This window comes from Variovorax sp. OAS795 (assembly GCF_040546685.1).
Taxonomy (GTDB): Bacteria; Pseudomonadota; Gammaproteobacteria; order Burkholderiales; family Burkholderiaceae_C; genus Variovorax.
In genome coordinates, this window is sequence record NZ_JBEPOH010000001.1 from 525281 (window position 1) to 540116 (window position 14836).

16 protein-coding genes and 1 riboswitch are annotated in these 14836 nt (G+C 68.4%); of the genes, 4 read left to right on the plus strand and 12 right to left on the minus strand.

Features of this window, described 5'->3' with window-relative positions; translation table 11 throughout:
• Positions 1-5 precede the first annotated feature (5 nt).
• Entirely contained in the window at positions 6-869 is an 864-nt protein-coding gene (locus ABID97_RS02565) for an alpha/beta hydrolase (RefSeq protein ID WP_354396993.1), read from the minus strand.
• Entirely contained in the window at positions 866-2377 is a 1512-nt protein-coding gene (locus ABID97_RS02570) for a M20 family metallopeptidase (RefSeq protein ID WP_354396994.1), read from the minus strand. The genes ABID97_RS02565 and ABID97_RS02570 overlap by 4 nt, the downstream gene beginning before the upstream one ends.
• A 90-nt stretch (positions 2378-2467) precedes the next feature.
• Between ABID97_RS02570 and ABID97_RS02575 the strand changes: the two genes are divergently transcribed.
• Positions 2468-3265 (plus strand): DUF72 domain-containing protein, encoded by a 798-nt coding sequence (locus ABID97_RS02575; RefSeq protein WP_354396995.1) that lies wholly within the window; start codon positions 2468-2470, stop codon positions 3263-3265.
• An 18-nt stretch (positions 3266-3283) separates the two neighbouring features.
• Here the strand turns inward: ABID97_RS02575 and ABID97_RS02580 are convergent, their stop codons facing one another.
• Entirely contained in the window at positions 3284-3799 is a 516-nt protein-coding gene (locus ABID97_RS02580) for a bactofilin family protein (RefSeq protein WP_354396996.1), read from the minus strand.
• Between the two features lie 136 nt (positions 3800-3935).
• Here ABID97_RS02580 and ABID97_RS02585 point away from each other — a divergent pair, with 136 nt between their 5' ends.
• A complete protein-coding gene (locus ABID97_RS02585) occupies positions 3936-4859 on the plus strand; it encodes an ion transporter (protein ID WP_354396997.1) in 924 nt (307 codons plus the stop codon).
• Here the strand turns inward: ABID97_RS02585 and ABID97_RS02590 are convergent.
• The 4 genes from ABID97_RS02590 to ABID97_RS02605 form a co-directional block, all read right to left on the minus strand.
• Positions 4804-5394: an IMPACT family protein gene (locus tag ABID97_RS02590; protein WP_354396998.1), complete on the minus strand. Its 591-nt coding sequence runs from the start codon at positions 5392-5394 to the stop codon at positions 4804-4806. The genes ABID97_RS02585 and ABID97_RS02590 overlap by 56 nt on opposite strands.
• A 34-nt stretch (positions 5395-5428) precedes the next feature.
• Positions 5429-6016, minus strand: coding sequence for a methionine biosynthesis protein MetW (gene metW / locus ABID97_RS02595; protein ID WP_354396999.1), 588 nt, complete (start codon positions 6014-6016; stop codon positions 5429-5431).
• Positions 6013-7191, minus strand: coding sequence for a homoserine O-succinyltransferase MetX (metX, locus tag ABID97_RS02600; RefSeq protein ID WP_354397000.1), 1179 nt, complete (start codon positions 7189-7191; stop codon positions 6013-6015). The genes metW and metX overlap by 4 nt, the downstream gene beginning before the upstream one ends.
• A gap of 127 nt (positions 7192-7318) precedes the next feature.
• On the minus strand, positions 7319-7882 hold the full coding sequence (locus ABID97_RS02605) for a TMEM165/GDT1 family protein (RefSeq protein ID WP_354397001.1): 564 nt from the start codon (positions 7880-7882) through the stop codon (positions 7319-7321).
• A gap of 10 nt (positions 7883-7892) precedes the next feature.
• Positions 7893-8075, minus strand: a riboswitch (yybP-ykoY riboswitch).
• Positions 8076-8337: 262 nt separating this feature from the next.
• Here ABID97_RS02605 and rbp point away from each other — a divergent pair.
• Positions 8338-8964 carry an RNA-binding regulator gene (gene rbp / locus ABID97_RS02610; protein WP_354397002.1) on the plus strand — a complete coding sequence of 209 codons (627 nt, stop codon included), beginning with the start codon at positions 8338-8340 and terminating at the stop codon, positions 8962-8964.
• Between the two features lie 85 nt (positions 8965-9049).
• Here the strand turns inward: rbp and ABID97_RS02615 are convergent, their stop codons facing one another.
• Genes ABID97_RS02615 through ABID97_RS02630 form a run of 4 tightly spaced genes read right to left on the minus strand, consistent with a single transcriptional unit; the run spans position 9050 to position 12052 of the window.
• Positions 9050-9832: an SDR family oxidoreductase gene (locus ABID97_RS02615; RefSeq protein ID WP_354397003.1), complete on the minus strand. Its 783-nt coding sequence runs from the start codon at positions 9830-9832 to the stop codon at positions 9050-9052.
• Positions 9833-9864: 32 nt separating this feature from the next.
• Positions 9865-10509, minus strand: a complete 645-nt coding sequence (lptC, locus tag ABID97_RS02620; RefSeq protein WP_354397004.1) for an LPS export ABC transporter periplasmic protein LptC — start codon at positions 10507-10509, stop codon at positions 9865-9867.
• Positions 10506-11054 (minus strand): KdsC family phosphatase, encoded by a 549-nt coding sequence (locus tag ABID97_RS02625; RefSeq protein ID WP_354397005.1) that lies wholly within the window; start codon positions 11052-11054, stop codon positions 10506-10508. Before ABID97_RS02625 ends, lptC begins: the two co-directional genes overlap by 4 nt.
• Positions 11054-12052 (minus strand): KpsF/GutQ family sugar-phosphate isomerase, encoded by a 999-nt coding sequence (locus ABID97_RS02630; RefSeq protein WP_354397006.1) that lies wholly within the window; start codon positions 12050-12052, stop codon positions 11054-11056. Before ABID97_RS02630 ends, ABID97_RS02625 begins: the two co-directional genes overlap by 1 nt.
• Before the next feature lie 87 nt (positions 12053-12139).
• On the opposite strand from ABID97_RS02630, the gene ABID97_RS02635 reads away from it, so the two are divergent.
• The gene (locus tag ABID97_RS02635) at positions 12140-14125 is read left to right on the plus strand and encodes a monovalent cation:proton antiporter family protein (RefSeq protein ID WP_354397007.1); all 1986 of its coding nucleotides are present in this window, start codon (positions 12140-12142) and stop codon (positions 14123-14125) included.
• Positions 14126-14175: 50 nt separating this feature from the next.
• Here ABID97_RS02635 and ABID97_RS02640 read toward each other — a convergent pair whose 3' ends face one another.
• Positions 14176-14748 (minus strand): hypothetical protein, encoded by a 573-nt coding sequence (locus ABID97_RS02640; protein WP_354397008.1) that lies wholly within the window; start codon positions 14746-14748, stop codon positions 14176-14178.
• Positions 14749-14836 lie beyond the last annotated feature (88 nt).

Genomic DNA, 14836 nt, shown 5'->3' on the forward strand with positions numbered 1-14836 from the left:
GCGGTTCAGCCCGGCGGAAAGCGCTTGTCGAGCCAGCGCTGCAATGTGGCGAACACCGTCCCGGCCTCCAGCTCATTGAATATCTCGTGGTACAGGGCTTCGAAGCAATGCGCTTCGACCTTGCCGGTGGCTGCGGCCGCCGCGGCAAAGTCGCGGCTGGCGGCCGGCCGCACGAGATGGTCGTCGCCCGCATAGATCAACAACGTGGGCACTGGCCAGCGCGCTGCGGCTTGCTGCACCGTGCGCCCTTCGTGCGCGAGAAAGCGCGCGAGCCGCCCGCCGATGCGGTCGTGCGTGAGCGGATCGTCCCGGTAGGCCCGCACGACGGCAGGGTCATGCGAAAGACAGTTGTCGTCCAGCCCGTTGCCGACCCGCAGGTTGGGCGCAAGGCGCGGCAACACCGCGAGCAGCACCTTCTGGAATCCGTTCAGGCCCGGATCGAGCCCCGGCGACGAGAGCACCAGCGCATCGACCGGCCGCACGCCGCGCGCCACCAGGCTGGCAGCGACCAGCCCGCCCAGGCTGTGGCCCAGCAGCACCAGCGGCACGCCGGGGTTCTCGCAGCGCGCGTCGTCGATCACCAGCGCGAGGTCGTCGACCAGGCGCAGTTCAGTGGGCAGGCCGCCCCGGGCGCCGGACGATTCGCCGTGGCCGTGGTGGTCGTGCGCCCACACCGCGAAGCCCCAATCCTGCAGGCGCTTCGCCAGTGCGTCATAGCGGCCGGCGTGCTCCCCCAGGCCATGGACCAGCACCACCACGGCGCGCACGGGGCCGCTGGCGGAGAAGCGGCGCAGCGACAGCGTCTCGCCGTCGGGCGTGGACAGCAAAGCGCGCTGCAGCGACCGCGGCTCCGGCGCGGCGCCGGTCAAGCGGCGACCGGCTCCGCGGCCACGGCGCGATGCGCAGCCGGCAAGGCCGCGATCACTTCGGCCACCGCGGCCGTGAGCTTCTTGGCATAGGGCACATGCAGGAACTCGTTGGGCCCGTGCGCATTGCTCTTGGGGCCGAGCACGCCGCAGACCATCATCTGCGCCTTCGGGAAGCCGGCGCTCAGCATGTTCATCAGCGGGATGGTGCCGCCCTGGCCGATGTAGCCGCAGGAGGCGCCGAAGTGCGCCTGCGACGCCTTGTTGAGCGCTTCCTCGAACCACGGCGTGATCGCGGGCGCGTTCCAGCCGGTGGCGCCGCCGCCGCTCTCGAAAGTCACGCGCGCCTGGTAGGGCGCGTTGTCCTCGAGCAGCGCCTTCAGCTTCTGCACCGCCTCGGCCGCATCGACCAGCGGCGGCAGGCGCAGCGACAGCTTGAACGCGGTGTAGGGACGCAGCACGTTGCCCGCGTCCTTCAGCGCCGGAAAGCCCTCTGCGCCGGTGACCGACAGCGTGGGCTTCCAGGTGCGATTCAGCAGCGCTTCCACCGGATCCGTGGTGGTCGGGAGCGCGAACATGGTCGAGCCGCCGCAGTCGTAGTGCGCCCACGGGAAGCGCTTGTAGACCTCTTCGCCCAGGATTGCTGCGGTGGCCTTGGCCTGCGCCAGCCGGTCGGCCGGAACTTCGCAGTGGAAGCTCGCGGGCAGCAGGCGGCCGGTGGCGCTGTCCTCGAGCCGGTCGAGCACCTGCCGCATGATGCGGAAGCTCGAAGGCACCAGGCCCGACGCGTCGCCGGAGTGGATGCCTTCGGTCAGCACCTCGACCTTCAGCGTGCCGCTGGCCATGCCGCGCAGCGATGTGGTGAGCCACAGCTGGTCGTAGTTGCCGGCGCCGGAGTCCAGGCAGATCACCAGTTCGACGTTGCCCAGCCGCGGGCGCAGCGCATCGACATACGGGAGCAGGTCGTAGGAGCCGCTTTCCTCGCAGGTCTCGATGAGCCCGACGATGCGCGGGTGCGCCGCGCCCTGGCTCTTCAGCGCCTGCAGCGCGGCGACGCTGGCGTAGACCGCGTAGCCGTCGTCGGCACCGCCGCGGCCGTACAGGAGGCCGTTCTCGTACTTGGGCGTCCAGGGGCCGAGGTCGTTGCGCCAGCCGGTGAATTCGGGCTGCTTGTCGAGGTGGCCGTACATCAGCACCGTCTCGCCCATGTCGGTGCCGGTGGAGGGCACTTCGAAGAACAGCACCGGCGTGCGGCCTTCCAGGCGCACGATCTCCAGCTTCAGCCCCTCGACCTTCTGCGCCTCGACCCAGGCGGCCGCATTGCGCAGCACGGTTTCCAGGTAGCCGTTGGCCGACCAGTCCTTGTCGAAACCGGGCGACTTGGCGGGGATGGCGATGTAGTCGGTCAGCTGCCTGACGATGTCGCCGTCCCAACGGGCGCTGACGTCGGACAGGGCGCGCTCGGCGTCGAGCGTTGCGGCGGGCATTTCGCGGTGCAGGGGGGCGTTCATCGGGGGTTCTCCGCGGGTGACGAAAGATCGCATTTTGCGCCTGCGCGCGACCCCGCGTAGAGTGCGGGCGATCTCAACCCGGAGCGCAATGTGAGCAAGGCAGCATCGACTCGGACCAGGACGGATATCAAGGTGGGCATCGGCGGCTGGACCTACGAGCCCTGGCGCGACAACTTCTATCCCAAGGGGCTCGCGCAGGCCAAGGAACTGCGCTATGCGAGCCGCAAGGTGAGCGCCATCGAGATCAACGGCACCTACTACAGCACCTTCAAGCCCGAGACCTTCCGCAAATGGCACGACGAGGTGCCCGACGACTTCGTGTTCTCGATGAAGGCGTCGCGCTTCGCCACCAACCGCAAGCTGCTGGCCACCGCCGGAGACTCGATCAAGCGCTTCATCGAGAGCGGCGTGGTGGAGCTGGGCGACAAGCTCGGGCCGATCGTCTGGCAGTTCATGCCCACCAAGCAGTTCGACCCCGAGGACTTCGAGGCCTTCCTGCAGCTGCTGCCGAAGAAGGAGGGCAGCCGCGCGCTGCGGCACGTCATGGACGTCCGGCACGAGAGCTTCATCACGCCCGCGTACCGGGCGCTCGCGAAAAAATACAAGGTGTCGACCGTGTTCACCGACGCCGACAAGTTTCCCTCGTTCGAGGAGCCCGAAGGCGACTTCGCCTATGCGCGGCTCATGATGGCCGACGCCAAGCTCAAGACCGGCTATGCACCGAAGGCGCTCGACAGCTGGGCCGAACGCGCGCAGCAATGGGCAGGCTCGCCCAAGAAGCGCCAGGTGTTCGTCTACTTCATCAATGGCGCCAAAGAAAAAGCACCGGCCGCGGCCGGTGCCTTGCTGGAGCGCCTGGGTTGGGAGCCGCCCGAAGAGGCGGCCTGAGCCGGGAAAGCCCGCCGGTCAGGCTGCGGCTTGCAGCGACGTCTTCGCGCCGAAGCTGATTTCGCCTGACAACTGGCCGCCTTCCTCGATCACGATCTTGCCGTAGCGGATCTTGCCGGTGACCTTGCCGGTCGAATGAATCACGAGCTTTTCGCGCACGGTGAGGTTGCCGTCGAACACGCCGCGGATTTCGGCGATGTCGATTTCGGCCGAGCCCTTGAATTCGCCCTGTTCGGCGATCTGCATCAGGCGCGAATCCATGGTCGCCTCGACGAGGCCTTCGACCACGAGCGTGTCGCAGTCGGTGATCTCGACGCCCTTGAGCTTGATGTTGGGGCCGACGGTGAGCTTGCTGCCGCCTTCCTTGGCGGGTGCGCTGGCCGGGGCCAGGCCGCCTTGCTGGGCGCCCAGTGACGACGGATTGACGGGCGAACCCGAGAGATTGGTCCCCGAGCCCACCAGCGGTGCGGGGCGAGAGGTCAGCGAGTCGGTGTCACGATCACGCTTGCCGAAAAAGGGGGACTGTGTAGCCAATGGGGAGCTCCTCGACAAAGGGGCTATCGTAAGAACCCCCTTGCGAACTGCCACACTTCATTGCGCAAGATTGGTAACTGAATAAATCGCACCGCCGCCCGACAATGGCGCTTTCCAGTGCCTGCGGCCTCGCAAGATGACACGCTCGAACACCGCCCCTGCTGCCCGGACCCTTGCCATTTCCTCGACCATCGATGCGCGCTTCGACAAGCCGGCGAGCGGCTGGCGGCGCAGCCTGTTCACGGTCATCTTCGAGGCGGACACGCGCGCGGGCCTGATGTTCGACCTGGCGTTGATCGCGGTGATCGTGACCAGCGTGCTGGTGGTGATCCTCGACAGCGTGCAGTCGATCCGCGAGCAATGGCGGCCCCTGTTCAACGTGCTCGAATGGGTGTTCACCATCCTGTTCACGCTCGAATACATTGCGCGGCTCGCCTGCGTGAACAAGCCGCTGCGCTATGCGCTGAGCTTCTACGGCGTGATCGACCTTCTGGCATTGCTGCCGACATTCCTGGTGGCGTTCGCGCCCGAGCTCGCCTACCTGATCGACGTGCGCATTCTCCGGCTGCTGCGCGTGTTCCGCATCTTCAAGCTGTCGCGCTACTCGGTGGAGTATCGCGCGCTGGTTTCCGCCGTTGCCGCGAGCCGCAGGAAGATCACGGTGTTCGTGGGCTTCGTGATGCTCGTGGTGCTGGTGATGGGCACGCTGATGTACGTGGTGGAAGGCCCGGTGCACGGCTTCACCAGCATTCCCGTGGCCATCTACTGGGCCATCTCGACCATGGCCACGGTGGGCTTCGGCGATCTGGTGCCAAAGACGGACCTCGGCCGGGCCATCGCTTCCGTGATGATGCTGCTGGGCTGGGGCGTGCTGGCTGTGCCGACGGGCATCGTCACCGCCGAGATGGCACGGCGCGGTCCCGACGACGATGTGGCACTGGCGATCGCGCCGCGCGGCGTGCTGGCGATGACGCCCACGCCAGCAGCGGTGCCCGCGCGCCGGCTTACACCTGCAGCCAGGCGGCGCGCCCTTGCGCAGCATCGTCGAGGCGGGCGATGAAGGCGGCGGCGTCGGGCTCGGGCAACGTGAGGGTGAAGTGCACCGCATCGCCATGCCGCACCTCGACGAGCGCGGCCCCTGCCACGGCCGCGATCTCGCGCCGCACCAGCCCCTCGAGCGCATAGGGCACCGCGCATTGCAGCAGCCGCTGGCGCACGAGCGGAACCAGCGTGGCGCCCAGGCAGGCCTGCGCCACGGCGTCGGTGTAGGCCCGCACCAGCCCGCCCGCACCCAGCTTGATGCCGCCGAAATACCGCACCACCGTTGCGAGCACGCCTTCGAGCTGCTGGTGCCGCAGCACCTCGAGCATCGGGCGCCCGGCAGTGCCGCCGGGCTCGCCGTCGTCGTTGGCGGCCGATTGGCCGCCCGCCATGAGCGCCCAGCAGACATGCGCGGCGGCCGGGTGTTCGTTGCGCAGCGACGCGACGACCGCCAGTGCCGCGGCCCGGTCGGCCACCGGCTGCACGCAGCCGATGAAGCGGCTTTTCCTGATCAGCAACTCGCTGTGCGCGGGCTGCAAAAGCGTGAAGCTCATGGAGCGGCCGTCGTCAGTGCCGACGCGGAACCGCTCAGCGCTCCCGCTCGAACTTGAACACTGCCGTCCCGGCGCGCGCGTTGGGCAGCCAGCGCACGCCGCGGCCTTCCTGCACGCCGAAGGCATCGAGCACGCGCAGGCTGTTCTTTTGCGCCAGCACCTCGAAGTCCTTGAAGGTGCCGACCCGGATGTTCGGCGTGTCGTACCACTGGTAGGGCAGGCGGCGCGTCACCGGCATGCGGCCGCGCGCAATGCTGATGCGGTTCGGCCAATGCGCGAAGTTGGGAAAGGCGACGATGCCGATGCGCCCCACGCGCGCCGTTTCGCGCAGCATGATCTCGGCGTTGCGCAGGTGCTGCAGCGTGTCGATCTGCAGCACCACGTCGAAGGTGGCGTCGTCGAACACCGCCAGGCCCTCGTCGAGGTTCAGCTGGATCACGTCGACGCCGCGGCGGATGCACTGCAGCACGTTGCCATCGGCGATCTCGACGCCGTAGCCGGTGCAGCCGCGTTCGCGCTGCAGCAGGTCGAGCATGGCGCCGTCGCCGCAGCCCAGGTCGAGCACGCGCGAGCCTTCGGGCACCAGGTTGGCGATCAGGCGCTGGGTTTCGATATCGCTCATCGTGCGCTCCCTTCAGCCTGGATCTCGTGCGCCACCCGCTCGAAGTAGGACCGCACCACGCCCATGTAGCGCACGTCGTCGAGCAGGAAGGCATCGTGCCCGTGCGGAGCGTCGATCTCGGCGTAGCTCACGTTGCGGCGGTTGTCGAGCAGCGCCTTGACGAGTTCGCGGCTGCGCGCGGGCGAGAAGCGCCAGTCGGTCTTGAAACTCACGAGCAGGAACTTGGCCGTGGCCTCGGCGAGGGCCGCGCTGAGGTTGCCGCCATGGCCGCGCGCGGGGTCGAAATAATCGAGCGCGCGCGTGATCAGCAGGTAGGTGTTGGCGTCGAAGTATTCGCTGAACTTGTCGCCCTGGTAGCGCAGGTAGCTTTCGATCTGGAACTCGACTTCCTGCGTCGAATAGCGGTAGTCCAGTCCGGCCGCCTCGCCCTCGACCGCGCTGCGCAGGATGCGTCCGAACTTCTCGTTCATGACGTCGTCGCTCAGGTAGGTGATGTGGCCGATCATCCGCGCGATGCGCAGGCCCCGCTTGGGAATCACGCCGTGGTCGTAGAAATGGCCGCCATGAAAATCGGGGTCGGTGACGATGGCGCGGCGCGCGACTTCGTTGAAGGCGATGTTCTCGGCCGTGAGGTTGGGCGCGCTGGCCACCACCACGGCGTGGCGCACGCGGGCGGGATAGCGCAGCGTCCACGACAGCGCCTGCATGCCGCCCAGGCTGCCGCCCATCACGGCCGCGAGCGTGCGGATGCCGAGCGCGTCGAGCAGCGCGGCCTGCGCATCGACCCAGTCCTCCACCGTGACCACCGGGAAATCGGCGCCGTAGACCCGGCCGGTGGCCGGGTTCACATGCATCGGCCCGGTCGAGCCGAAGCAGGAACCGAGGTTGTTCACGCCGATCACGAAGAAGCGGTCGGTGTCCACCGGCTTGCCCGGCCCGACCATGTTGTCCCACCAGCCTTCGGACCTGGGCTGCCCTTCGTAGGTGCCCGCGACATGGTGCGAGGCGTTGAGGGCGTGGCACACCAGCACCGCATTGCTGCGCCCGGCGTTCAGGGTGCCGTAGGTTTCGTAGGCCAGCGTGTAGCTGCCGAGCGACGCGCCGCTGCGCAGGGCCAGCGGGCCTGCGAACTGCATCGACTGCGGGGAGACGACCAATGGAGGTGACGACGACATCAATGAAAAAACCCGGCCTCGCCAAAAACGAGCCGGGTTGTCTCCAACTGACTGTCTTTAGCTGAATTTATAAAGCGCCCGCAAGCTGTAGCAAATCGGCGCAGGAGGCAGTATATCGCCCGCCGGCCTACCAGCCGACGATCATCACGATGCCGAGCACCAGGAAGATCGCGGCCGAGATGCCGTGCACGAGCTTGATCGGCACCCGCTTCACGATCCTGTCGCCGAACCAGACCACGGGGGCGTTGGCCAGCATCATGCCGAGCGTGGTGCCGGCCACCACCCAGAGGTAGGCCTCGGTGAACCGCGCGGCCAGCATCACGGTCGCGATCTGGGTCTTGTCGCCCATCTCGGCCAGGAAGAACGCGATGAGCGTGGTGCCGAAGACGCCGTAGTGCGAGGCGGCAGGCGCATCGTCCTCGTCGAGTTTGTCGGGAATCAGCATCCACGCGGCCATGGCGACGAATGAACCGCCCAGGATCCAGCGCAGGACCTCGGGGCCGAGCCAGTGGGTGATGTAGTTGCCGACTGCGCCCGCCAGGGCGTGATTGACGATGGTGGCGGCGAAGATGCCGAGCACGATCGGCCAGGGTCTTCTGAAACGCGCGGCCAGCAAGAGGGCCAGCAATTGGGTCTTGTCGCCCATTTCGGCGAGCGCGACCACCCCGGTTGCAACGAGAAAAGCTTCCATGAGAAAGAGAGGTTCCTTGGGCCGAAGGACGCAATTGACCGTGCAACACCTTCGGCCATATTCCCGAAGTTGCACGGTCAAAGGTCTCGCCAGGTGAATCACTGCACGCGCCATGTCCCGAGTGGGGCAGGACAAGTCTGTTGACGCGGGCCCTTCTCGCGGTGGAAGGCGGCTACTCCCCAATGACCGGCGGGATTGTACCTGCCACGCCCGCCTTGCCCGCGGGGCTGGGTGAGCGTGCGCTTGCTTTCCCTGGTTTTTGAAGCCCTACAGGAAGCAGCAAAATCCTGCTTGCATTTCGCATATTTCACCCATAATGCACGAGCCTCCCTCTTCATTTTGCCGGGAGGAAGTTCGGTGATCGGTCAGTTTCGCGCGACTCGACGGCTCTATGGTTGAGTGATGCTTTCGGGACTCCATCGCTTTTCTTGCTATGTGTTTATAGGAGTCCCTTGATGGGCAACAAACTGTACGTCGGCAACCTGCCCTACTCGGTGCGCGACGGTGATCTCGAACAGGCTTTTGGACAATTCGGCTCGGTGACCAGTGCCAAGGTCATGATGGAACGCGACACGGGCCGCTCGAAGGGCTTTGGCTTCGTCGAAATGGGCAGCGACGCGGAAGCGCAGGCCGCGATCAACGGCATGAACGGCCAGCCCCTGGGCGGCCGCAGCGTCGTCGTCAATGAAGCACGCCCGATGGAAGCGCGTCCCCCGCGCAGCGGCGGCTACGGCGGCGGCGGTGGTGGTTATGGCGGTGGTGGTGGCGGTGGCTACGGCGGTGGAGGTGGCGGCTACGGAGGTGGCGGGGATCGCAGCGGCGGCGGTGGCGGCTACGGAGGTGGCGGGGATCGCAGCGGCGGCGGTGGCGGCTACGGCGGCGGTGGCGGCGATCGCAGCGGCGGTGGTGGTGGCCGCTCCGGCGGTGGCGGCGGCTACGGCGGCGGTGGTGGTGGCCGCAGTGGCGGCGGCGGCGGTGGTGGCGACGGCGGTTTCCGCAGCCCCTACGGCGCGGGCCCCCGCGGCGGTGGCCGCTCCGGCGGTGGCGGCGGGTATGGCGGCGGTGGAAACAGCGGCTACTGAGCCCCGCGCGCGAGCGCACTGAGGCAAAAGGCTCCTTCGGGAGCCTTTTTCATTGGGGGCAATCGCTGCGCCGGCCGCGCAAGGCTCAGCTTTCGCCGCTGCGCTTCTTGCGTCCGCGGCCCTGCACGCCGCGGTCGAGCACGGCGTTCGGCAGCATGCGCATCAGCTTTGCGATCACGCCCATCTGCCACGGGATCACGCGGTAGCTGGTACCGGCCTCGATGGCGCGCAGCGCCTGCGCCGCAAAGTCGTCGGCATTCATGAGAAAGGGCATGCCGTAGCGGTTGCCCTGGGTCAGCGGCGTGTCGATGTAGCCCGGGCACAGCGTGACGACCTTGACGCCGCTGTCGTACAGCTCGCCGCGCAGGCTCTCGCAGTACGCGACCACGCCGGCCTTGCTCGCGCAATAGGCCCCGTGCCCCGGAAGACCCCGGATGGATGCCACGCTCGCGATGCCGACCAGCCGGCCGCTGCCGCGTTGCCGCATGGCCGCCACGAAGGGGTGGAAAGTGGCCATCAGGCCCACGTTGTTGGTGGCGAAGGTCCGGGCCATCACGTCGATGTCCTCGCGCTCCGCCGTGTCGACGCCCACGCTGATGCCGGCGTTGGCGATCACCACGTCGGGCAGGCCCTGGCGTTCGATGCAGGCGGCGGCGGCGGAAAGGATGCTCTCCGTCTGGGCCACGTCCGCGCCATAAATCTGGTAGCGGGCTGGATCCAGCTGGCGGGCGGTGGCCCAGGCTTCGATCTCCCCCGTGCGCCGCGCGACCAGCGCCAGCCGGTAGCCTGCCTGGTAGAAGCGCGCGGCCAGGGCCTGGCCGATGCCGCTCGATGCGCCCGTGATGAAGACCAGCGGCGATGTGCTCATGCGCGTGAAGTCTTCCGGCTGGCGTGTGTTTTTCAACGCGGTTTGCCCGCCGCGGCCGCCGCGGAGGGAATCAGCACGCCGCGCACCCGGCCGGTGAGGTTGGCGACGCCGCTCAGGTTGTCGTAGTCGAGGTTGTCGGCGGTGAACTGGTCGGTTCCGCGGATGAGCGTGACCGGCTTGTTCGATGTCACACGCTCGGTATCGAGGAAGGCGTGCAGGAAGTCGCCGCGGAATTCCAGCCGCGGCGTGCCCTTGCCGGTCGGCCCCACGACGGGATCGCGGATGACGATGGCGTTGCCGAAGAGCTGGATCTCGCTGCCATCGGAGTTCGACACGCCCCGGTTGGCCGTGGCGTGGGTGGTGTAGCCCTGAGGGGAAACCGAGCGCATGCGCACGTTGTCGACCTCGACGGTGTCGGTATCGGGGTAGTGGCGGCCTTCCTTGCCGTGCAGCTCGCTGCGCAGGTCGCCGTTGGGCAGGAAGTTCTTGATCACGAAGTTGCGCATGAAATAGTCGGGCTCATGCGTGGGCGCGGCCTTGGCGGTGGGTTCGAGCAACTTGGGTGCGTTGCGCACCAGCCAGTAGGTGCCGAGCGCCACCGCGGCCGTGAGGATGATGGGCAGGTAGATCGTGCCGCGATCGAGCACGTCGCGCACAAGGTTCCAGGCGCCCTTCATTGCCTGGGACCCCGGGCGGTATCGAGGAGGCGGCTGTACTGGCCGGAGGCCGTTAGCAACAGGTCGCAGAATTCGCGCGCCGCGCCTTCGCCGCCGCGTGCGCGGGTGACGTAGTTGACGGCGTCGCGCACCTCGAAGTGCGCATTGGCCGGCGCCGCCGAGAAGCCGGCGCGCGCCAGCACCGGCAGGTCGGGCCAGTCGTCGCCGATCGCAGCCGCCTGGTGCCAGCCGAAGCCCAGTTGCCCCAGCATGGCTTCGGCCGCGGGCAGCTTGTCTTCGGTGCCGTAGCGCACATGCTCGATGCCCAGCGCCTCGAGCCGCACGCGCAGCGGCTTCGAGTCGCGCCCGGTGATCACCGCGGGCGTGATGCCGGCCAGGCGCAGCAGCTTGAGGCCGTAGCCGTCGAGGATGCTGAAGCGCTTGAGCGTTTCGCCATGCTCGGTGAAATACACGCCGCCGTCGGTCAGCACGCCGTCGATGTCGAAGAAGGCGATGCGCACGTCCTGCGCGGCGAGCAAGGTCTCGGCCTGGAAGTCGAGCGGCATCAGATGACCTTCGCGCGCATCAGGTCGTTGATGCTGAGCGCGCCGATCAGCTGCCCCGCGGCATCGACGATGAGCACGCTGGTGATGCGGTGCTCTTCCATCAGCTCGGCCGCCTCGACCGCCAGCGCGTCGGCGCGCAGCGTGCGCGGGCCGGGATGCATCACGTCGGCGGCCGTCAGGCCGCGCAGGTCGCCGCCGGTCTCGACCTGGCGGCGCAGGTCGCCGTCGGTGAAGATGCCGATGGCCCGGCCTTCGGCATCGACCACCGCCGTGGCGCCCAGGCCCTTGGAGCTCATCTCGCGCATCAGTTCGCTCAGCGAGGCGGTGGGCGCGACGCGGGGCACTTCGTCGCCCGAGCGCATCACGTCGGCCACGTGGGTGAGCAGCTTGCGGCCCAGCGCGCCGCCGGGGTGGGAGCGTGCGAAGTCTTCGGAGCCGAAGCCGCGCGCATCGAGCAGCGCCACCGCCAGCGCGTCGCCCATCGCCATCTGGGCGGTAGTGCTCGCGGTGGGGGCGAGGTTCAGCGGGCAGGCCTCCTTGGCAACGCCGGCGTCGATCACGATGTCGGCGTGGCGCGCCAGGGTGGAATCGATGCGGCCGGTCATGGCGATCAGCGGCACGCCCTGGCGCTTGACCACCGGCAGGATCACGGTGAGCTCGTCGACCTCGCCGCTGTTGGAGATGGCCAGCACCAGGTCGACCGGCTTGATCATGCCGAGATCGCCATGGCTGGCCTCGGCCGGGTGGACGAACATGGCGGGCGTTCCCGTGGAGGCGAGGGTGGCGGCGATCTTGCGGCCCACATGGCCGCTCTTGCCCATGCCCATGACGACCACGCGCCCGCGCACTTCGAGGACCTTGCGCACGGCGTCGACAAAGCTCGGGCCGACGCGCGCCTTGAGGCCGAGCACCGCGTCGGACTCGATGTCGAAGGTGGCTCGCGCGCGCGCAAGAATCGCGTCGGCGTCGACCACGGGGGGCAGGGGAGCAGAACTCATCGCCGGATTTTACGGGGCGCCCGGTTTGGCCGGCCATGGTGCGAAAGCGGCCCGCGCGAGGCATGGACATTGCTCTAGCATCAGACCATGTCTTCGTTCGATCTCACGCTGATGTATTTGCTGGCCGCGGTGATCGGCGTGGTGGTCTGCCGCTCGCTGAAACTGCCGCCGATGCTGGGCTATCTCACGGCCGGCATTCTCATCGGCCCGCATGCGCTGGCATTGGCGCAGAACTCCGAAGCCATACGCCACCTGGGCGAGTTCGGCGTGGTGTTCCTGATGTTCGTGATCGGGCTGGAGTTCAGCCTGCCCAAGCTGCGGGCCATGCGCAAGCACGTGTTCGGCCTGGGCCTGCTGCAGGTGCTGCTGACGATGACCATCGCCACCGCCGGAGCGCTGCTGATCGCCTCCCAGCTCCCGCCGGCCTGGCGGCTCGGGTGGCAGACGGCGCTGGCCCTGTCGGGCGCGCTGACCATGAGCAGCACCGCCATCGTCGTCAAGCTGATGGCCGAGCGGCTCGAGCTGGAAAGCGAACACGGCCGGCGCGTGATGGGCGTGCTGCTGTTCCAGGATCTGGCCGTGGTGCCGCTGCTGGTGCTGATCCCGGCGCTCGGCGCACCGCCCGAAGCGCTGGCCAAGGCCATCGGCTTCGCGATGGTGAAGGCCACCTTGCTGATCGGCGTGCTGCTCTACGGGGGGCCGCGCATCATGCGGTGGTGGCTCACGCTGGTGGCCCGCCGGCGCAGCGAAGAGCTTTTCATCCTGAACGTGCTGCTGATCACGCTCGGCCTGGCCTGGCTGACCGAACTGGCCGGGCTGAGCCTGGCGCTGGGTGCCTTCATCGCCGGCATGCTGGTTTCGGAGACCGAATACAAGCACCAGGTCGAAACCGACATCCGGCCTTTCCACGACGTGCTGCTGGGCCTGTTCTTCATCACGGTCGGCATGTCGCTCGACTGGCACATCGTGGTGGACCGCTGGGCGCTGGTGGCCGTGCTGCTGCTGCTGCCGCTCGCGTTCAAGCTCGCGCTGGTGACGGTGCTGGCGCGGCTCCTGGGCGCCACCTCGGGCGTGTCGCTGCGCACCGGCCTCTACCTGGCGCAGGCCGGCGAGTTCGGATTCGTGCTGCTGGCGCTGGCGCAGGAGCGCAGCCTGCTGCCGCCCTGGCTGGCCAATCCGGTGCTGGCCTCGATGGTGCTGTCGATGCTGGCCACGCCGTTCATCGTGATGTACACCAACGCCATCGTGCGCAAGCTGGTGGCGAGCGACTGGCTCCAGCAGTCGCTGCAGATGACCAGCATCGCGCGCAAGACCATCAACACCGCGCAGCACGTGATCATCTGCGGCTACGGCCGCTGCGGGCAGAACCTGGCCCGCATCCTGGAGCATGAGGGCATTCCGTACATGGCGCTGGACCTCGACCCCGACCGTGTGCGGCAGGCGGCGGCGGCCGGCGACTCGGTGGTGTTCGGCGACGCGGCGCGCCTGCAGGCGCTGATGGCCGCGGGCCTGGCGCGCGCCAGTGCCGTGGTCGTGACCTATCTCGACGTGCCGGGCGCCATGAAGGTGCTGGCCAACACCCGCGCCCATGCGCCCCAGGTGCCGGTGATCGTGCGCACGCAGGACGACCACGACCTGGAAAAGCTGCAGGCCGCCGGGGCGACCGAAGTGGTGCCCGAGGCCATCGAGGGTTCGCTGATGCTCGCGAGCCATGCGCTCGCGCTCGTGGGCGTGCCGATGCGGCGCGTGATCCGCGTGGTGCAGGACCAGCGCGACGCGCGCTACAACCTGCTGCGCGGCTACTTCCACGGCGCCGACGACGACAACGCCGACGAGATCGACCACGAGCGGCTCAACACCTTCACGCTCACACCGGGCGCGCGCGCGGTGGGGCAGACGCTGGCAAGGGTGGCACTGGAACCGCTGGGCGTGCGGGTTGCCAGCCTGCGGCGCCAGAACGGCCAGGCCCAGGTGCTGACCCAGGATACGGTGCTGAGCGACGGCGACACCCTGGTGCTGTCCGGCAAGCCGGCGGCGCTGGCGGTTGCCATCGAGCGGCTGCAAAAAGGCTAGGTCACCGTCGACGCCGACCGAGCACGGAGCGCCCGCGGCCGGCTGGCGGATCAGTTGATCAGCGTGGGATTGCGCTTTTCTTCTTCGAGCCGCTGCTGCCGGCGCACGGCCTCGCATTGCGCGTGCGGCTTGTATTCGGGCTTGGCGCATTGCGCGGCCATGCACTGGGCCTTGGCGATGAAGTTGCGGTCGCCGCAGAGGGCCAGAGGATCGGCGGAGGCCGGGGCGGCCTGGGACGGCGGTGGCGTTGTTGCGGCGGCGGCCGGTGCGGACTCCGACGCACCGGGTTGCGGTGCTGCCGGGGTTGCCGGCTTGCGCGGCTTGCTGGCGGCGGTCGATGGCGGCTTGAGGTTGGTCGCGGTCGCGGCAGGGCCCTGCGGCGTGGCGTCCGGCGGAGGCGGCATCTCCACCGGGGCAGGAGGTTCCGGCACGGCCGCCATCGCCGGCTCGGGCAAAGGCGGGGGCGCTGCGGGAGCCGCGGCCGGCGCCGGGGCTTCGGCTTCCTCGGCCGGCTTGTCGGTCCCGTAGCCATGCCAGCCGGCCACGATCATGAGCAGCGCCGCGACGAGCAACAGCAGCCACAGCCAGTTGACCCGCGCGTGCCACGGCTTTGGGGCCGCCACGCGGGGAGCCCGCGGCGTCCTGGGCCTGGGCGCTTTCCTGGCCCTGGGCTCGCGAGGCGGCGAAGCCGGGCGCCTCAGGCGGGCGAGG